The organism is Peribacillus sp. Aquil_B1 (assembly GCF_022603275.1).
GTDB lineage: Bacteria > Bacillota > Bacilli > Bacillales > DSM-1321 > Peribacillus.
The window spans coordinates 2,490,925-2,510,016 of sequence record NZ_JAKXEE010000001.1 but is presented as its reverse complement, the minus strand read 5'-3'; the positions used below and the strand labels follow the sequence as shown (position 1 = coordinate 2,510,016).

The 19,092-nt window shown below is 40.4% G+C and carries 22 protein-coding genes and 2 pseudogenes; 22 read left to right on the top strand and 2 right to left on the bottom strand.

Features of this window, described 5'->3' with window-relative positions; all coding sequences use genetic code 11:
- The first annotated feature begins 3 nt into the window (after window positions 1-3).
- The 12 genes and pseudogenes from MPH60_RS12245 to MPH60_RS12195 all read left to right on the top strand — a co-directional run bounded on the left by MPH60_RS12245 (window position 4) and on the right by MPH60_RS12195 (window position 10,061).
- Window positions 4-723, top strand: coding sequence for a carboxymuconolactone decarboxylase family protein (locus MPH60_RS12245; RefSeq protein ID WP_241588950.1), 720 nt, complete (start codon window positions 4-6; stop codon window positions 721-723).
- Between the two features lie 20 nt (window positions 724-743).
- Complete coding sequence (locus MPH60_RS12240; protein WP_241588949.1) at window positions 744-1,433, top strand: CoA transferase subunit A; 690 nt, start codon at window positions 744-746, stop codon at window positions 1,431-1,433.
- A complete protein-coding gene (locus tag MPH60_RS12235; RefSeq protein ID WP_241588948.1) occupies window positions 1,426-2,058 on the top strand; it encodes a 3-oxoacid CoA-transferase subunit B in 633 nt (210 codons plus the stop codon). The genes MPH60_RS12240 and MPH60_RS12235 overlap by 8 nt, the downstream gene beginning before the upstream one ends.
- A 20-nt stretch (window positions 2,059-2,078) precedes the next feature.
- Window positions 2,079-3,194: a muconate cycloisomerase family protein gene (locus MPH60_RS12230; RefSeq protein WP_241588947.1), complete on the top strand. Its 1,116-nt coding sequence runs from the start codon at window positions 2,079-2,081 to the stop codon at window positions 3,192-3,194.
- A gap of 75 nt (window positions 3,195-3,269) precedes the next feature.
- Window positions 3,270-3,608, top strand: a complete 339-nt coding sequence (locus MPH60_RS12225) for a DUF3870 domain-containing protein (protein WP_241588946.1) — start codon at window positions 3,270-3,272, stop codon at window positions 3,606-3,608.
- 4 nt (window positions 3,609-3,612) lie between these two features.
- On the top strand, window positions 3,613-4,806 hold the full coding sequence (locus MPH60_RS12220; protein WP_241588945.1) for a thiolase family protein: 1,194 nt from the start codon (window positions 3,613-3,615) through the stop codon (window positions 4,804-4,806).
- 28 nt (window positions 4,807-4,834) lie between these two features.
- Window positions 4,835-5,647, top strand: coding sequence for a dioxygenase family protein (locus tag MPH60_RS12215; RefSeq protein WP_241588944.1), 813 nt, complete (start codon window positions 4,835-4,837; stop codon window positions 5,645-5,647).
- A gap of 141 nt (window positions 5,648-5,788) precedes the next feature.
- Window positions 5,789-6,901 (top strand): annotated as a pseudogene (locus tag MPH60_RS12210) (MFS transporter); the annotation flags it as partial.
- Between the two features lie 23 nt (window positions 6,902-6,924).
- Window positions 6,925-7,155: a hypothetical protein gene (locus tag MPH60_RS27905; RefSeq protein ID WP_336275351.1), complete on the top strand. Its 231-nt coding sequence runs from the start codon at window positions 6,925-6,927 to the stop codon at window positions 7,153-7,155.
- A 197-nt stretch (window positions 7,156-7,352) separates the two neighbouring features.
- Window positions 7,353-8,699 carry an MFS transporter gene (locus MPH60_RS12205; RefSeq protein ID WP_241588942.1) on the top strand — a complete coding sequence of 449 codons (1,347 nt, stop codon included), beginning with the start codon at window positions 7,353-7,355 and terminating at the stop codon, window positions 8,697-8,699.
- Between the two features lie 21 nt (window positions 8,700-8,720).
- Window positions 8,721-9,527, top strand: a complete 807-nt coding sequence (locus MPH60_RS12200; protein WP_241588941.1) for a sugar phosphate isomerase/epimerase family protein — start codon at window positions 8,721-8,723, stop codon at window positions 9,525-9,527.
- A 132-nt stretch (window positions 9,528-9,659) separates the two neighbouring features.
- Entirely contained in the window at window positions 9,660-10,061 is a 402-nt protein-coding gene (locus tag MPH60_RS12195) for a YybH family protein (RefSeq protein WP_241588940.1), read from the top strand.
- 222 nt (window positions 10,062-10,283) lie between these two features.
- On the opposite strand, the gene MPH60_RS12190 is transcribed toward MPH60_RS12195, so the two are convergent.
- The gene (locus tag MPH60_RS12190; protein WP_241588939.1) at window positions 10,284-11,717 is read right to left on the bottom strand and encodes an aldehyde dehydrogenase family protein; all 1,434 of its coding nucleotides are present in this window, start codon (window positions 11,715-11,717) and stop codon (window positions 10,284-10,286) included.
- A gap of 28 nt (window positions 11,718-11,745) precedes the next feature.
- On the bottom strand, window positions 11,746-13,380 hold the full coding sequence (locus MPH60_RS12185) for an acetolactate synthase large subunit (RefSeq protein ID WP_241588938.1): 1,635 nt from the start codon (window positions 13,378-13,380) through the stop codon (window positions 11,746-11,748).
- A gap of 605 nt (window positions 13,381-13,985) precedes the next feature.
- Between MPH60_RS12185 and MPH60_RS12180 the strand changes: the two genes are divergently transcribed.
- From MPH60_RS12180 to MPH60_RS12135, 10 genes and pseudogenes are all read left to right on the top strand, one after another.
- Window positions 13,986-14,246: a metal-sensitive transcriptional regulator gene (locus tag MPH60_RS12180; protein WP_241588937.1), complete on the top strand. Its 261-nt coding sequence runs from the start codon at window positions 13,986-13,988 to the stop codon at window positions 14,244-14,246.
- 39 nt (window positions 14,247-14,285) lie between these two features.
- The gene (locus MPH60_RS12175) at window positions 14,286-14,591 is read left to right on the top strand and encodes a monooxygenase (RefSeq protein ID WP_241588936.1); all 306 of its coding nucleotides are present in this window, start codon (window positions 14,286-14,288) and stop codon (window positions 14,589-14,591) included.
- A gap of 120 nt (window positions 14,592-14,711) precedes the next feature.
- Entirely contained in the window at window positions 14,712-15,191 is a 480-nt protein-coding gene (locus MPH60_RS12170; RefSeq protein ID WP_241588935.1) for a DsrE/DsrF/DrsH-like family protein, read from the top strand.
- A gap of 23 nt (window positions 15,192-15,214) precedes the next feature.
- On the top strand, window positions 15,215-15,583 hold the full coding sequence (locus tag MPH60_RS12165; RefSeq protein WP_241588933.1) for a rhodanese-like domain-containing protein: 369 nt from the start codon (window positions 15,215-15,217) through the stop codon (window positions 15,581-15,583).
- An 18-nt stretch (window positions 15,584-15,601) separates the two neighbouring features.
- Window positions 15,602-15,898: a rhodanese-like domain-containing protein gene (locus MPH60_RS12160; protein ID WP_241588932.1), complete on the top strand. Its 297-nt coding sequence runs from the start codon at window positions 15,602-15,604 to the stop codon at window positions 15,896-15,898.
- Window positions 15,899-15,951: 53 nt separating this feature from the next.
- Entirely contained in the window at window positions 15,952-16,524 is a 573-nt protein-coding gene (locus tag MPH60_RS12155; protein ID WP_241588931.1) for a sulfurtransferase TusA family protein, read from the top strand.
- Window positions 16,525-16,536: 12 nt separating this feature from the next.
- Window positions 16,537-16,800, top strand: a pseudogene (locus MPH60_RS12150) (DsrE/DsrF/DrsH-like family protein).
- Window positions 16,801-16,847: 47 nt separating this feature from the next.
- Window positions 16,848-17,975 carry an MBL fold metallo-hydrolase gene (locus MPH60_RS12145; RefSeq protein WP_241588929.1) on the top strand — a complete coding sequence of 376 codons (1,128 nt, stop codon included), beginning with the start codon at window positions 16,848-16,850 and terminating at the stop codon, window positions 17,973-17,975.
- Between the two features lie 41 nt (window positions 17,976-18,016).
- Complete coding sequence (locus tag MPH60_RS12140) at window positions 18,017-18,244, top strand: sulfurtransferase TusA family protein (protein WP_241588927.1); 228 nt, start codon at window positions 18,017-18,019, stop codon at window positions 18,242-18,244.
- 51 nt (window positions 18,245-18,295) lie between these two features.
- Window positions 18,296-19,072, top strand: a complete 777-nt coding sequence (locus tag MPH60_RS12135; protein WP_241588926.1) for a sulfite exporter TauE/SafE family protein — start codon at window positions 18,296-18,298, stop codon at window positions 19,070-19,072.
- Window positions 19,073-19,092: the final 20 nt, after the last annotated feature.

Here is a 19,092-nt window from a genome sequence, read left to right as displayed (position 1 = left end):
CGAATGAGCGAGGGATTATTGTATTTCAAAGAAGTTTATGATGTGGTACCAGGCTGGGTGCAAAAAATGCACGATTATAGCCCCAATGCACTTGATCACTATACCAACTTACGCAGTGACATCATGCAAGAGGGAGCCTTGACGAAGAAGGAGAAAGATATATTACTGGTAGGCATGAATGCTGCGAGGTTGTATGAACGAAGTATGGTTTACCATACAAAAGGGGCAATCGATGGCGGGGGAACATTACCGGAACTGGTGGAATATCTAATCGTTTCATACTTATATAACGGAACAGAAGCATTAAAAACAGGAATGAAGTCTTTGGAGTATGCTCTTACACTTAAAGGCATTCGATATCCCGAAATAAGTGGCCATCAAGGAACAGCAGAAGAAATCCTGCTTTGTATGATTGAACTATTAGGGGATGAGGAGACGGGATTCGTCTCGAATGTTTTGAAACTGGTTAAATCAGAAGACCAAAACTCCCTCAAAGATTATATATTAAGTGATTCAGTGGTTTCAAAAAGGCTAAAACATCTTCTGATGACAGGAATATTCATTACAGAATTAAAAGGGGAACAGGTTGGGGAATGGATGGAGGCGGCAAGGTTAAATGGGGCCTCGGAAGAACAATTAGCTGAAGTGGGTCTGATTTGCTTATTGACTGCTGGAATACCTGCTTGGTTTGAGGCAAGTGATTCATTGATTGAAAATAAGTAACTGAGATTGGTGGGGAAAACATGACGAAAGTACATCAAGATATAGAAGCAGCTTTATCTTGTGTGAAGAACGGTCAAACATTAATGGTAGGTGGATTTGGCTTGATCGGTGCCCCTCTTACATTAATAGATGGTTTGGCCAAAAAGGATGTAGCAGGCTTGACGGTAATCAGTAACAATTTAGGCGAGAAAGGAAAAGGGCTGGGTGTTCTCCTAAGCCAGAAGAAAATAAAAAAGGCGATTGGTTCTTATTTTACAAGCAATCGTGAAATTGGGGAGTTTTACCAACGCGGGGAAATTGAATTAGAACTATTACCACAGGGGACATTAGCGGAATCCATTCGTGCTGGCGGTGCTGGCATAGGCGGTTACTATACGAAAACGGGTGTAGGGACCGATTTAGCTAAAGGAAAAGAAGAAAGGGAAATAAATGGGGCTACATATATTTTTGAACCTGCCATAAGAGCAAATGTAGCTTTAATTAGGGCATGGAAGGCAGATACACTTGGTAATCTTGTTTATTATAAAACGGCTCGAAACTTTAATCCGGGAATGGCAACGGCTGCAGATGTCGTAATTGCGGAAGTGGATGAGATAGTTGAACCTGGAGAACTCCCACCAGAAGAGATTGTAACACCGCATCTATTCGTCGATGGAATTATAAAGGCAAAGAAAATCCTGACGAGGGAAGGTGTCAAAGTTTATGAGTGACAAAGAAATCATGCAAAATATGATAGCAAGACGCGCGGCAAAAGAATTGACGAGTCCTTGTATAGTGAACCTTGGAATCGGAATTCCGACCTTGGTTGCAAAGTACATTGATGATGAAAATGTTTTTTTCCATACGGAAAATGGATTATTGGGAGTTGCTGATGTAGAGGAAGATGAAATCGATCCCAATTTAGTCAATGCAGGCAAGTTACCAGTAGGGCAATCGATTGGGGCATCATTCTTTAATAGTGCAGAATCGTTTGCAATGATCCGTGGAGGTCACATTGATGTTGCCATCTTAGGTGTTTTGCAGGTAGGTCAAACCGGCGAAATTGCAAATTGGGCGGTACCAGGCAAGAATATCATGGGTGTTGGAGGAGCGATGGACCTGTTGGTCGGCGCCAAAAAAGTGATCGTGACCATGACACATACAAGTAAGGAAGGTAAAAGTAAAGTTTTAAAGAAATGCACCTACCCGATTACTTCCACTAGAAGCGTTGACATGGTCATCACCGAGTTGGCTGTCTTTGAAGTTATTGACAAACAGTTGAAATTGATTGAATTGATGCCCGGTGTAACGATCGAAGAAGTAAGAGCAAAAACAGAAGCGGATTTTATCTATTAAATGTTAAAAAGGTGGATTAAATGAAAATACGTTCAGTAGATGTATACATTATTGATTTACCCACAATTCGTCCTCACCAGCTTGCCATGCATACGATCGTGGAACAAACGATCATTCTTGCCCGTGTCATGGATGAAGAGGGGGCGGAAGGTTGGGCAGAGGTGGCGACAATAGGCGGGGCTTCGTATGGTGAGGGGACACCTGAGGCGATCAAGGTGAATATTGATACATATATCGCCCCGCTTATCATTGGTAAAAACCCCGTCCATTATGACAAAATCATGCATGAAGTTTCACTCAATGTTAGAGGAAATAATTTTGCGAAGGCTGTCGTTGAATCAGCCATGGTGGATTTAGTAGCCAGAAGGAGAAACATCCCTGCTTATGAATTATTCGGAGGACAAATTCATAAATCATTGCCGGTAGCATGGACATTGGCAAGTGGGGATACGAATAAGGATATCGAAGAAGCGAAAGAATCCTTACATCAAAAACGTCATAATATCTTTAAATTGAAAATTGGCAAAGGGAATCCATATAAGAATGTGGAGCATGTACTGAAAATTATTGAAGCCGTGGGGGATCGAGCACGCATTACGGTTGATGTTAATCAAGCATGGGATGAAACAACGGCTACGTATTGCATTGAAGCTTTACAGGAAGGCGGGGTTTCCATGGTCGAACAGCCGCTGCCAGCTTGGGATAATGAAGGGATGTCAAGATTGACCGATCGTTTTAAGGTCCCGATCATGGCCGATGAGTCATTGAATTCTTTACAAGATTCGTTCCAAATAGCTAAACATAGAGCAGGTAATTCCTTCGCCTTGAAAATATGTAAACATGGCGGGATGACCCAAACGAAAAAGGTGGCTGCAATTGCTGAAGGTGTAGGTTTTGGTTTATATGGCGGAACGATGATTGAATCATCATTAGGAACCGCCATTTGTGCACAACTTTATTCAACCATTCCAAAATTCGAATTCGGTACTGAATTATTTGGACCGTTACTTTTCAAAGAAAATATTACGCTAAACCAAATAAAATATGAGAATTATGAAATAATCATCCCGGATGGTCCAGGATTTGGCATGGAGATAGATATGGAAAAAGTAAAACATTTTTCAAGAGGTCTTTAATTAATATAAACTGGAAAGGGGATTATGGAATACCCGCTGGTTTATGCAAGTAATCTTGAGAGGATGTAGTTTTTTATGGGACAGCCAACATTATTAATCACGGCCTATGCGAAGGCACCGCAAAATACGAGCATGTATGAAAATTATAAATACGCTGGGATGGTACTTGAAATTCATAAAGAAAGTCACATTATCATTAATGCAGAATTTACGTTTTTAACAACTTTGGCCCAGGATTTTTTTAAGCGAATGATAGTTGGTTTCGATTTTAGTAAAGATATTGATACCTTAATTGAGAATATTAAAACGGACTTTTTAGCTCCATCGCAGCAGTCGGTGATTGTTGCCTTGAAAATAGCTCACCAAAGATATAAGGATAGTTTAGAAGAAAGAAATAAAAATGGCAGGGGGTAAAAAATTGAGCAATGTAGTTATTATAGACTCGGTTCGCACCGCTATAGGGAAATTAGGGGGAGCATTGGAAAGTGTTCCTGCCGATTTCCTGGCAGCTGCTGTCCTTGATGAAGTTATTAAGAGAGCGGATATTCCTAAAGAGAGTATTGATGAAGTGATAATGGGACAAGCCAAACAAAGTTCAGACGCGTCAAATTTGGCAAGAATTGCATCTCTCAGGGCAGGTTTTCCTGTGGAAGTACCAGGTTATACCGTTCACCGACAATGCGGATCCGGCATCCAGGCGATCAATTCTGCCAGTCAACAAATACAATGCGGAATTGGAGATGTAATCATTGCAGGTGGAGCGGAATCAATGAGCACGGCTCCATACTATATGAGAAATATCCGTTTCGGGTTGAAATCAGGCAATGGACAGTTATTGGACCCGAATACGGAAAGCCAGCCAGGTTCACAGCCCATTGAAGATTACGGTATGTTAACGATGGGAGTGACAGCAGAAAATCTGGCTGAAAAATATTCAATTTCAAGGACTGAACAAGATGAATTCGCTTTAAGGAGCCAGGAAAATGCAAGACGGGCAATTTCTACTGAAATATTTTCGAAAGAAATCGTCCCCTATCAAATTAAAACGAAAAAGGGTTTAATGGAATTTAATGCGGATGAGCACCCAAGAGAAACCAGTCTTGAAAAGTTAGCTAGTTTAAAACCGGTGTTTAAGAAAAATGGAACGGTAACCGCTGGAAATAGTAGTGGAAGAAATGATGGTGCATCCGCTCTGATCCTTATGTCGGAAGAAGCAGCAATAAGGCATGGTAAAAAGCCGAAAGCAAGAGTGATTGCTCAAGCGGCAGCAGGCGTATCACCGAATATCATGGGGATTGGGCCTGTTAACTCAACCTTGAAAGCGCTTCAAATGTCAGGGTTGAAACTGAATGATATTGATTTAATAGAACTGAACGAGGCCTTTTCTGCACAAGCTTTGGCAGTAATCAAAGAATTGAAGCTTGATATGAATAAGGTGAATCCTAATGGCGGTGCCATTGCCATGGGACATCCAATTGGTGCCACTGGTGCAATTTTAGCAACCAAATTGATACATGAGTTAGAAAGAACCGGCAAAAGATATGGGATAGTCACACTATGTATAGCAGGTGGATTAGGAATCAGTACCATCATTGAAAATCAACAAATATAAAAACTCATAAAAAATTGGAGGAAGTATTATGAAGAATCAAAAAGTAATCGACGTTTATAATGGATTGGTAGTTAAATTCAAGGAATTAGTTAGCGAATACGAAATTGAACATAATGACTATCAAGCTCTTGTTGATTGGATGGATCAATTAGGCAGGGCAGGGGAAATTCCGTTATTTATGGATGTTTTCTTTGAAACTCATGCACTTCAGGAAATGTATAAGAGTGTAAAAGGGACTGAGCCTACTATTCTAGGACCTTATTACATTGAAAATACGCCAATCGTTCAAAATCCCGGAGTGTTGCCACAACGTGATGATGAACCAGGTGACGCCCTTTACTTTTCGGGATCTGTGAAAGATGTAAATGGAAATCCCTTAGCAAATACAAAAATCGATATGTGGCAGGCTGATACAAATGGTGAATACTCATACTTCGCTGAAGGTATTCCAGATAATAATTTACGCGGTGTTTTTTATACGGATGCGAATGGTAATTTTGAAATAAAAACAGTTGTACCGGGTAATTATTCAATTCCAACAGATGGACCTTCTGGTCAGTTCTTAAAGTGGATTGATCATCATTCATATCGTCCAGCACATTTGCATCTCTTATTCCAACCGGAAAATGGCGATAGATTAGTAACACAAATATATTTTGAAGGCGATGAATATTTAGAAAATGATGTTGCACAAGGTGTTCGCGGAAGCTTAATTACGAAGTTAGATAAACATTCCGGTGCAAAAAAAGGACTGAAAAATGATTATTATACGGCTCATTTAGATTTTGAACTTAGATTACAAGATAAACCTGTTTTCAATAAGGCTGTCGTGAAAAACTAAACATGAATAGGAATATGCATTGTTTGTTAATGGGCAATTCTAAAAGTTATTATCTGATTCTTCTGAGTATTATCCGAGTTCTATTTTGGAACTCGGATAATACATTCGAAGGATATTTTAATAAATGATGGGAGGCGGAAAATGCGTAGTGTGGTTGCTTCGGATATCATTGCTGTCAGTAAATTTAACCGCTTTCATTTACTTGTTTTTCTTTGGTGCTTTTATGCCATCGCTTTCGACGGGTATGAAATAGCGATGTATGGTGTGGGTTTGCCTTGGATGATGAAAGAGTGGGATTTAACTTCCATACAGGCAGGGGCAGTCGGCAGTTATTCCTTATTCGGCATGATGATTGGCGCCTTGATTTTAGCACCGATTGCAGATAAATATGGCCGGAAGAATGTTCTGGTCATTTGTATGATTTTGTTCAGCGTATTTACCTTGGGGGCAGGGATTGCACCTACCCTCACATGGTTCACGGTCATGCGTTTCATTGCGGCAATTGGAATGGGAGCCTTGATGCCGAATGTTATATCGCTAATGACTGAATATTCCCCAAAACAAAATCGGGCCATCATTGTAGCTGCGATGTATTGTGGCTATTCAATCGGTGGAATCATGGCATCATTAGTGGGAATGTATATCATTCCTTATACGGATTGGCGTGTTTTATACTTCATTGGAATTTTGCCATTACTTACACTTCCAATATTCATGAAGCAGTTTCCTGAATCCCTTTCCTACTATCTAGCAAAGAAGGAAATTCGAAAGGTTGTTGAAATCCTCAATAAAGTCAAATCAGAAGGGGATTTTAAAGAAACAGACGATTTCAGGCTTAGTGAAGCTGAACAGAGGGGGAAAGGATCTCCAGTAAAAAAACTATTCACGAACAAACGGGCATTCAGCACGGTTTCCATATGGGTGGCTGTGTTCTGTACATTGATGATGGCTTACGGATTAAATACATGGCTTCCAAAAATGATGCAGAATTCCGGATTCAGTATCACCTCAAGCCTTTCATTTAACCTGGTTTTATGCCTTGGTCAAATAGTAGGTTCCTTAGTAGGCGGTTATTATGCTGGAAAAATGGGGCATCGAAGAATTCTTGTTACACTATTCTTATTAGGAGCCGTTACCTTTGTCGCATTGAGCGCTACGACTAATACCATCGGAGTATATTTACTGATTTTTATGGGGGGTGCCTGTACTGTTGGTGCCATGAACTTAGCCAACCGTATATCACAGAATATTACCCCCGTGAAATCCGTACGACGGGTATGGGCTATTCGCAAGCTATCGGGAGGATTGGCTCAATTCTCGCTCCTACTTCAATTGCCTTTCTTCTGTCAACAGGCATGGATCCAAAGGTGGCTTTTGCTACATTTGCCCTGCCAAGTATCATCGCAGCGGTCGGTTATATTCTGGTCCAAGAAAAACATGGATCTTTTGACAGGGTAGTCAAGAAGGACAATGAAGAGGTAGAATCAGAGAAGACTGTAACTATTTAAAGAAATGATTCACAATTCGGAATACGATCCCCTTGGTTGTTTAATTTTGCAACAAGGGGATCTGCAATTCAATGTTCCTAGGTGCTGCTCTTGAAAATATAAAACTCAGGTTGTAAGTAATGGAAGGAAACATAGTAGCATTAAAATTTAGTAGAACGATGTACTAATATCGGGCATTAGGTTAAGGGGGAAAAATATTGAGCTCAGAATTAAAGGCAATAATAGAAGATCGCACATCGGGACCGGTAACTGACAGATCAAAAAAAGGAAAACAGAAAACTGTTCGATGGTTCATATTATTTCTAATTGCTTTAGTCACGTGTATTAATTACATCGACCGTGCCATCATTTCGCTTGCGGCTCCGAATATTCAAGCCGATTTACATATTGATCCGGCTATGATGGGAATCATATTTTCCGTATTTGGCTGGAGCTATACCTTCTCCATGCTATTCAGCGGCTACTTTCTTGATAGATTCGGTCCAAGAAAGGTATACACGGTTTCCCTCATTTTATGGTCTGTATTTACATTCATGGTAGGAACCGCGAAAAATATATCTTCACTTATTACATATCGCATAGGACTGGGTGCCTTTGAATCTCCCTCCATACCTACTAATGCCTGGTGTGTATCCGAGTGGTTTCCTAAAAAAGAACGTGCTACTGCTGTAGGGATTTATACGGGTACCCAATATATTGGGTTAGCCTTCCTGACTCCAGTTTTTACTTGGATCATCATAGCCTTTGGATGGAATTACCTTTTTTATATCGCCGGAATTATTGGGATTCTTATTGGATTTGTTTGGTATGGATTCTATCGGAACCCCAGGGAACATATGCGGATTTCCCAGGAAGAGCTAAACTATATCAAAGAAGGAGGAGGGATGATCGGAACTGAAGAGAAGCATCCTTTCTCCTGGAACCGAATAGGCCAACTGCTTAAACACCGTCAAATATGGGGAATGTTCATCGGGCAGTTTTCCATTCAAACTACTTTGTTTTTCTTTATGACTTGGTTTCCATCCTATTTAATTGATGAAAAGGGAATGACGATGTTGAAAACTGGAATTTATGCGAGTATTCCTTACATCGTAGCCATATTAGGAACTCTAATTGGAGGCCGATGTTCCGATTGGATGCTGACACGGGGGGTATCAACAGGATTGGCGCGTAAACTTCCCATCATTGTCGGATTGTTACTGTCTTGTTTGATTCTCGGGGGGAATTATACGGATTCACCAAACATAGTCATCTCCTTTATGGCGATAGCATTTTTTGGACAGGGGATGGCATCAACAGTTACCGGAGCCCTTTTAGCGGATATTGCCCCGAAAGGAATGGTAGGCCTAACGGGTTCCTCACTATATTTTGTAGCAAACATTGGCGGGGCATTATCTCCGTTAATCGTCGGTTTAATCATTAGTGCGACACATTCTTATGCAGCAGCGTTAACCTTTATATCAGTAGTGGCCCTAATTGGAGCTTTTGCTTATATCTTCCTTCTCGGAAAAGTACAGCGTATAGAAATCACAATGAAAAAATAAAAGGAGAAAGGCGGAATTACATTGAAACTGAGTTTATGCACTACAGGATTTAAAGAATGGGACATAGAGGAAATAATAAATTGGCTGCTTCCGTTGCAAGCGGATGTTAAAGGACTTGAATTATGGAATAAACATATTGAACGATTTCAGGAGAAGCATGGACCACTGGACAAGTTAGCCAAATTACTAGAAAACAATGATTTACAAATACCATCCATAAGTGGATATACGACTTTTTCAAAACTCTGGAACCAAAAAGAACATCAAAATGAAATCAATCATGCAAGAAAATTGTTAGATATGGCTCATCAATTAAACTGCCCATTAATACGGACTTTCGCAGGACATATAGCATCAAGGAATGCCTCACCGGAGCAATGGTCGGAAACGGCTACCGAATTGAATAAATTAGGGCAAATGGCCGATCTCTATGGAGTGGATGTAGCAATAGAAATTCATTATGACTCTTTTGCTGATAATCTCGAAGCCATACAAAAGCTTTTAGAAGATATTGACCATCCACGGATAAAACTGATTTTCGATGGTGCTAACTTATACGTTGATCAATTGAATCCGAAGGAGGTATTGGAATCCATCTTCCCCCATGTCAGCCATGTACATTTAAAAAATTATCACTATAATCATAAAGAGCGATATAAAAACAAACCAGCTCCAATTTTTAGTGGGGATGTTGATAATATACACTTACTCGAAGAATTGAGAAAGCGGAATTATACAGGCTTTGTTTCTCTGGAATATTTCGGTCAGGAAGGAATGCCTAACTTACTTGCCTCATTAGAACAATGGAAACAGCAATTGACATATTGATTGATTTGCTGAAGATATTTTGGTGGGAATTCAACTTTTATTTAAAATGCTTCTTGAGCAGGATATCCAAACATGACAGTCGAACATCAATGGGAGAGGTCCAATTAAGAGAAGCTGAATAGGAAGGTGAATATGCAAAATCATGAGTTGGAACAAATCATAAAAAATGCGGATAAGGCAATAAATAATGAGGATTTCGATCATTTAATGGAGTTTTATTCAGAGGAAGCGACTTTAGTTGTCAAACCTGGAACATTCGCAAAAGGGAAAGCGGAAATTCGTCAGGCATTCATTGCTATCGCTGAATACTTTAACCATAGTTTAATCGTCAATCAAGATAAGATGGCAATAATCGAAACGGGTGATACGGCATTGGTTGTGGCCAAAGCCCAGCTAAGTGCCAATCAAAAGGAAGGTTCCGAATTCTCTATGGAAAGAACCGCGACATATGTATTTAAAAAGGATTCCACGGGTACATGGCGCTGTATAATCGACAACTCTTATGGTGCTGAAATAATTGAAGAATTGAAGTAATAAGTGAAAGCTGCCGTATATGGTGGCTTTTATTTTTTTTAACTAGAATACATCAGTATGTAAAAAATCGCCTATGTATAGAAGTGAGGATGAAATGGAGAAATCATTGTACCCAATAGAATAAAGGCTACAATAAAAACATAAATTTACGACAAAACAAGAAGACGAAATCTTTAAGATATCGCCGTCTCATATAATAAGGGTTTATATTTATCACTATGTTCAATTGTCGCTTATTTTAAAACTGATAAACTTCTGCTCCATCATTTCATGCATCGCATATTTGACGCCTTCTCTACCAACACCGCTGTCTTTCCAGCCACCATAAGGCATATTATCAATCCGGTAAGTTGGGATATCATTGATTACAACTCCACCTGTTTCCAAGCGTTCCGCTGCATAAAAAGCTCGTTCTATACTCGGAGTCATCACTCCTGAGTTCAATCCGTAACGTGAATCATTTGCATCATTGATGGCATCATCAAGCGTATCGAATGGGAAAATGCAGACAATTGGACCAAATACTTCGAAACGAAATACCTTTGAGTCACGATTTACATTGGTTAAGACGGTAGGTAAAAGTACATTACCTTCCACTGTACCGCCGCACTCAATTTTTGCTCCTTCCTGTACTGCCTCATCAATCCAACTTTGTAACCGCTCCAATGATTTTTTTGAAATAACCGCTGTAATATTTGTATTTTCCTCCAGAGGTGAGCCGATGACAAGCTGTTTTGTTGCACTGACGAATCGATCTAAAAATTGTTGGTATAGTGATTGGTGAACATAAATTCGTTGAATCGAGATACATACCTGTCCATTATTCGTAAATGAACCCATTACACTTCTTTGAATGATTTTATCGATGTCGACTCCTTCATCAATGATGAACGGCGAATTAGATCCGAGTTCAAGGGTAAGCTTACGGAAGCCTGCCTGCTGCTGAATAAGGTGTCCGACCTCTACACTGCCTGTGAAAGTCACTTTTTTTACATGTGGATGGGTGGTCAATGCTTCACTCAAAACATCCCCTTTGCCCGGTATGATGTTCAATACTCCGTCTGGCAACCCTGCTTCTTTAAAAATTTCGGCAAGAACCAGTGAACTCAACGGGGTTTGTTCGGCAGGTTTTAACACTATCGAATTTCCAGCTGCAATAGCTGGACCAACTTTATGTGCCACCAGATTAAAGGGAAAGTTAAATGGGGTAATCGCAGTAACGACGCCAATCGGGGTGCGAACCGTGAAGCCAAAGCGGTTTACCCCGCCCACTGCCGCATCCATCGGGATTTGTTCTCCATAATTGTTCTTGGACGCTTCTGCAGCAAAACGATAGGTCTGAACCGTACGATTCATTTCTTCACGAGCATTTCGAATCGTTTTCGCCGCCTCTAGAGAAATGATTTTCGCAAGTTCTTCACTGCGTTCTTCCATGATTGCTGCAGCTTTAAATAAAATTTCTGCTCGTGCATGAGCCGGGTAGGATCGGTATTTCTGAAAAGCGGCATTTGCCTCAACAATCGCTTCAATGGCATCCGCTGGTTCAGCCTGTCCGATTTGTGCAATTTCTTCATTTGTATGGGGATTGAATAAAGGCTCATACGATTTAGCCTCCCGCCATTTGCCACCGATCCACAATTGCCACTTTTTCTTCATTTGACATTCCTCCAATAATACATGCTCTTTATAGTTTACAAATATAATCACCTAGTGTTTTCGATAGCTTTACATTTTCCGAATAATCGACATCCACATCAATCAAGACAATTTCCTGACTCGAAATCGCTTCTTCTAATGCATGAAGCAATTCATCGGAGTGGGTTACTTTCACTCCTTTAACACCGAAACTTTTTGCGAATCCTAAAAAGTCTGGGTCAGTAAATTCAATCGCATTCGTACGATCAAATTTATTCAATTGCTTCCACTCGATAAGTCCAAATTTTGAATCATGGAAAATGACAATAACGAAGGCAAGACCCAGACGTTTGGCAGTTGCCAATTCAACTCCATTCATCAGAAACCCACCATCCCCTGTAACCGCAATGACAGGTTTATCAGGTTTTGCCAGTTTGGCTGCAATGGCACCGGGAACCGCAACACCCATTGATGCAAAGCCATTAGAAATGATCGTGTGATTAGGCTTTTCCGGCTGATACATCCTGGCAATCCATAATTTATGGGCGCCCACATCCGAAATGACAATGGCATTCCCTTTTTCAGCCTTTTTTATATCGGCAATAATTCGCTGAGGGATGATAGGGCTTCCTGATACTTCATCCGAAGAATGAAGCTTTTCAACAATCTGAGACCTTAACCTTTTCGCTTCTGGCCAAAGTTCTTTTTCTTCTACACCAGTAGTCAAGGCTTCTAGCGCCTCTGTGACGTTACCGACCAATTCGGCTTGAACCGGGTAATAAGCATCTATCTCAGCTGCTCTGGCATCAATATGAATAATCGGATTTCTCGCCTCATCATTCCAATATTTTGGCAAGTACTCGACGAAATCATAGCCGACGGTGATAATGAGATCAGCCAAATCAAACCCGCATAGAACATAATCCCTTGCTTGCATCCCTACTGTAAAAAGGGTCAATGGATGGTCAGAAGGTAAAACTCCTTTGGCCATGAACGAATTCACAACGGGAATTTGCTTCTCTTCTGCAAATTTCCGCAAAACCTCAGCAGCTTCATCGCGAACTACGCCATTACCAGCTAGAATAATCGGCTTTTTAGCGCGATTGATTAATTCTACGGCTTTTTTGATTTCTTCCTCGGCAGGGCGAGATCTTGGAATTGGTGTAACCCTTAGTGGTTCACCTTCTGTATCCATCATCGCCACATCTTCAGGGAGCTCGATATGTACGGCTCCCGGCTTTTCAATGACAGCTGTCTTAAATGCTTTACGAATAATTTCCGGAATAGTATTTGGTACCTTAATTTGTTGATTCCATTTCGTTACTTCCTCAAAAACGCCAATAATGTCCACATATTGATGCGACTCCTTATGAATGCGATCAAGGCCCGCCTGACCTGTAATCGCGACAACAGGGGAATAATCCAGATAAGCATTTCCAATTCCAGTCAATAAATTAGTTGCACCCGGTCCCAATGTGCCCAAGCAGACGCCAGGCTTTCCAGTTAGCCGGCCATATATATCTGCCATAAAAGCTGCAGCTTGTTCATGATGAACCAAGATAAATTCAATATCAGAGTTTATTAGAGAATCAATAAGATCCGTATTTTCTTCACCAGGTATCCCAAAAATATACTGAACCCCTTCATTCTCTAAACATCTTACAAACAAATCAGATGCCTTCAAGTTATTCCCTCCTTGGATCATTTCAATTTCTTTCCTATATGTTGGCTTTGCCTATGAGAAATTATGTACATGCGTGAATTAAAACCATTTGGAACATTTGCAACTCTATATACAATTGTTATAACTAGGAGGGGGAATAGGGAAGCCGGTTCTAATCTATATAATAATGTTTGACCGAAATCAAAAGCATTACGCCATACTACTGATGCGCTAAAAATCCGGCCCGGATTTCAGCAATATTTATTTAACGTGGAAACTGAAGGGAGCCATAGGTTGCTTTATTTTTAAATAAAAGAGTGAATAAAACGGCTTGACAATATACCCCTATAGGTATAATATGAACTCACAAGTTAAGAAAACACAAACTCACGAGTAAACTGTGCAAACTCGCGAGTAAACTGTGCAAACTCACGAGTAAACCGTGCAAACTCGCAAGTGAAATGCCTAAACTCATGAGTAAAGAGCAAATTCGCGAGTAAAATGCCTAAACTCACGAGTAAAATGCGATTTATTTGGCAATGGGCTTATACTCATATGCACGATAATGTTGATAAAGAGGGCTGTGAATTCATTATGACTATTTGTAAATAGATGGGAGGCGGACTATGGAGTATAATAAAAGCAGCATTCATCGTTTGAGGCGGATTGAAGGACAAATCAAGGGTGTTCTTGGAATGATGGAGCAGGGAAAAGATTGCAGGGAAATCGTCACTCAGTTGTCGGCTGCACGTAATGCCATCGATAGGACCATGGGTGTTATCGTAAGTGCGAATCTTGAGCAATGCGTTCGGGAAAACGTCGAGAAAGGCGAAGGCACTGATCATTTAGTCAAGGAAGCGGTTAATTTACTGATTAAAAGCAGGTAAACGAATTTGATCTGAACTGTAGAAAAAGGAGTGTTATTCATGTCTTATATTTTACAAGTGGATTTTAAAATGGAGGGACCGTTTGGCCACGAAATGGTCAATGAATTTACTGATTTAGCAAAAGGCATTAATGATGAAGAAGGCTTGATCTGGAAGATTTGGACCGAAGACAGTGAGGCAAAGGAAGCAGGTGGCATTTATCTGTTTAAAACGAAGGAATCCGCATGTAAGTACTTGACTATGCACACAGCTCGGTTAAAAGGGTTTGGTATAGAGAAGGTTAATGGCAAAATATTCGAAGTGAATGAAGGATTGACTTCAATTAATCATGGACCAATTAAATAAAGAAAAACCCCATTCCATTCATTTTTCAGTGAAGTGGGTTGACGAACTATATTTTTTAGAATAATATATACCCCGTTGGGTATTTTGGTGAAATGAAAAATAAATCAGGGGGAAAACATAATGATTGAAAAGAAAAGAACGACGATCATATTATTTAGTGGTGATTATGATAAGGCTATGGCTGCTTATATCATTGCAAATGGGGCGGCGGCTTACGATCATGAAGTGACCATCTTCCATACATTCTGGGGATTGAATGCTTTAAGGAAGGATGAGCCGACCTCATTAAAAAAAGGTTTTCTTGAAAAAATGTTTGCAAAAATGATGCCGCGTGGTTCTGATAAAATGGGTCTATCAAACATGAACTTTGCTGGGATGGGGCCTAAAATGATCAAACATGTGATGAAAAAGCATAACGCCATGTCGCTCCCAAATTTAATTGAGTTGGCCCAAGAACAGGATATCAAACTTATTGCCTGTACGATGACAATGGATTTATTGGGCTTGCAGCAAGAGGAATTATTGGATGGAATTGAGTATGCAGGTGTTGCGGCTTATTTAGCTGAAGCAGAGGATGGAAATGTAAACTTATTTATATAAATTGGTTACTGGAGTGAGTCCAATTGGGAACTATATTTAATCTCATCATATTAGGTTTCATCGTTTGGTTTTTATATCAGCGCTTTGTCCCGGCAAAGGGGATAAAAAATATAAATGCGTTGGAGTTAAAAGCTGTGTTGAATAATAAAGGAAATAAGCAATTCATTGATGTCCGTACTCCTAATGAATATAGGGGCAATCACATTAAGGACTTTAAAAATATACCTCTAAACGAACTTGGCAAAAGGGCACATGAACTTTCAAAAGATAAAGAAGTGGTTGTAATCTGCCAAAGCGGGATGAGGAGCAGTAATGCGAGTAAAGCATTGAAGAAACTCGGGTTTAATGAAGTCACCAACGTAAAAGGCGGCATGAGTTCTTGGCGCGAATAAAAGGAGGATCTATAAAAAATGAAAGAAATCTTACCGAATGAAGTGAGTGCATTATTGAAGGAAAACTCGCCAGTTCATATTATTGATGTGCGGGAGGTGGATGAAGTAAAGGCAGGGAAAATACCAAATGCTTTGAACATCCCGTTGGGTCTGGTGGAATTCAGAATGCAGGATTTGGATAAATCAAAAGAATATATCATCGTCTGCCGTTCAGGAGGCAGAAGTTCAAGGGCAGCCCAGTTACTTGAGAATCATGGATATAAGGTGTTGAACATGATGGGTGGTATGAATGAATGGGAAGGTCCCACAGAATAATTTTATATCCAGTTATACCCCCATCCCTATAAAAGATACAAGGAGGAAATAAAATGATTAAAACAAATTCCGTTTTGGATGCTAAAGGTTTAGCCTGTCCAATGCCAATCGTAAAAACGAAAAAAGCCATGAATGGCCTGGAAGCGGGGGAAGTACTCGAGATTCAAGCAACTGATAAAGGGTCAACTGCCGATATGAAAGCTTGGGCGGAAAGTTCAGGTCACCAATACTTGGGTACGGTTGAAGAAGGAACCACACTAAAACATTATCTTCGGAAAGCGATCGGAGATGAAACAGCAGTGAAGAAGCATGAAAAAATTATTTCAAATGAAGAACTTCATCAACTTATGCAAAAAAACAGTAATATGATCATCCTCGATGTACGAGAAGCGGCAGAGTATGCTTTTCATCATATTCCAGCAGCTAAATCCCTTCCAATGGGTGAATTGGAACAACGTATGGATGAACTTGATAAAGAGTCAGAGATTTTCGTGATTTGCCGTTCTGGCAGCCGAAGTGATCTTGCTGCACAAAAGCTGACGGCGGCCGGTTTTGAACAGGTATTCAATGTTGTACCAGGCATGAGCCAATGGAACGGGCCTTCACAAAAATCCTTGAATGAATAAAAAAAGTATAAAGTGTTTAACATCACAACGGCAGCAGCAACAGATCAAGAAGTGACGATTTTCTTTACTTTCGAAGGCTTTAGAAAGGCCAATGTTCCTTCCATACCAGAATTAGTTTCCATGGCATAGGAAATGGACGTCAAGTTTTTAGGGTGTCTAATGATCAAGGACGTTTTGGGCATCGAAAAAGAAGCTTCCGTTCACGGTATCGAAGTAGGTGGAACGGTCACATTTTTGGAGTTCGCCAAGAATGCAGATGTTACATTAATCTTTTAATGAAGGAAAAAATTTTGAAATCAATAATACTACAGGGGGTATAGAGAATGGCGTATAAGCAAATGACAGCCGCTGAGGTTTCAAAGAAAGTAATCAATAAAACCGACTTATTTATTTTGGATGTTCGAAATGAAAGTGACTACAATGATTGGAAAATTGAAGGGCAAAATTTTGAAATCCTTAATATACCTTATTTTGATCTACTGGATGGCGTGGAAGAAATTCTCGATCAAATCCCAGACAATAAAGAAGTACTGGTAGTTTGTGCAAAGGAAGGCTCTTCCGTTATGGTAGCTGAAATGTTATCTGAAGCTGGATTGGATGTTTCTTATTTAAAGGGCGGCATGAAAGCATGGAGTGAACATTTGGAACCAGTGAAAATCGGTGAATTGACCAACGGGGGCGTAATTCACCAATTTGTTCGACTTGGTAAAGGCTGTTTATCTTACATGGTCGTGTCCAATGGTGAAGCAGCGGTTATTGATTCTACTAGAATGATTGATGCCTACCTTGATTTCGCCGATGATATCGGGGTGAAAATTACACATGTTCTGGATACGCACTTACATGCCGATCATATATCAGGTGGGAGACGAATAGCGGAAGTAACAAATGCAACTTACTGGCTGCCGCCAAAGGATGCGGCTGAAGTGACTTATGAATATCAGCCATTAGAAAACGGGAAAGTGATAACGATCGGTCATACAGCAATTGATATCCAAGCATTATACTCCCCGGGCCATACCATTGGATCCACTTCATTTGTGGTCGATCAAAAATACTTGCTAAGCGGGGATATACTATTCATTGATTCGATTGGCAGACCGGACCTAGCAGGGCTGGCTGAGGATTGGGTCGGCGACTTGAGAGAAACACTGTATACACGTTATAGAGAATTATCAGACGAGTTAATCGTATTGCCATCACATTTCATGATCATTGATGAATTGAATGAAGATGGAAGTGTCGCTAAAAAGTTGGATGCGCTGTTTGCTGAAAATCACGGATTGAACATTGCAGATGAAGAGGAATTCAGAGAGCTGGTAACAGGTAATTTACCGCCTCAACCAAACGCTTATCAAGAAATACGTGAAACCAATATGGGGAAAATCGAGCCTGATGATGAAAAACAGCGTGAAATGGAAATCGGGCCAAATCGCTGTGCGGTTCGTTAATAACGATAAAAATGAAGCGAAGAAAATAGGAGGAAACAAATATGAATTCAGATAAAGTGTTAGATGCTAAGGGACTGGCTTGCCCTATGCCGATCGTTAAAACGAGAAAAGCGATGAATGATTTGCAAACTGGGCAAGTGCTGGAAATACATGTAACCGATAAAGGAGCTAAAGCCGACTTAGCCGCTTGGTCAAAATCCGGTGGCCATGAACTGGTGGAAACGGCAGAAGAAAATGATATACTGAAATTTTGGATTAGAAAAGGTTGATAAAGAGAAGGGAACCATTAGGGTTCCCTTCTTTTAAGGGAGGCACTTACAATGGATATCACCTTTATCATGACCATCTTTTTGATTGGTTTTATAGGTTCATACGTTTCAGGAATGCTCGGCATAGGCGGTTCGATAATAAATTATCCAATGCTGCTGTTTATTCCCCCAATCTTCGGTTTAGCGGCATTTAGTGCCCATGATGTGACAGGTATAAGTGCTGTACAAGTCTTATTTGCTTCCATCGGAGGTATATGGAGCTATCGTAAGAGCGGACATTTAAATAAAACGCTGATTCTTTATATGGGGATCAGTGTGTTAATCGGAAGCGTGGTTGGAAGTTTCGGATCACAATCGATGTCGGAAAACGGAGTGAATATCGTCTATGGCATTTTGGCGTTGATAGCTGCTGTCATGATGTTCATTCCTAAAGGGATAGATGACATCCCTTTGGATCAAGTAACCTTCAACAAATGGCTTGCGGCCATCCTTGCCTTAATCGTTGGTTTAGGTGCTGGGATAGTCGGTGCCGGAGGGGGCTTTCTATTAGTTCCGATCATGCTTATCGTTTTAAGAATTCCAACCAGGGTAACGATTGCATCATCATTAGCAATCACTTTCATTTCATCCATTGGTGCAACAGCAGGGAAAATCTCAACGGGTCAAGTTGACTTCTATCCGGCATTGATCATGGTAGTTGCTAGTTTAATGGCATCCCCGCTTGGGGCGATGGCTGGTAAAAAAATGAATGTAAAAGTGCTGCAAGTCATATTGGCTTTATTGATATTAGCAACGGCTGTGAAAACTTGGGTCGGGATCATGTCTTGAGTTTTGACCCGGAAGGAAGC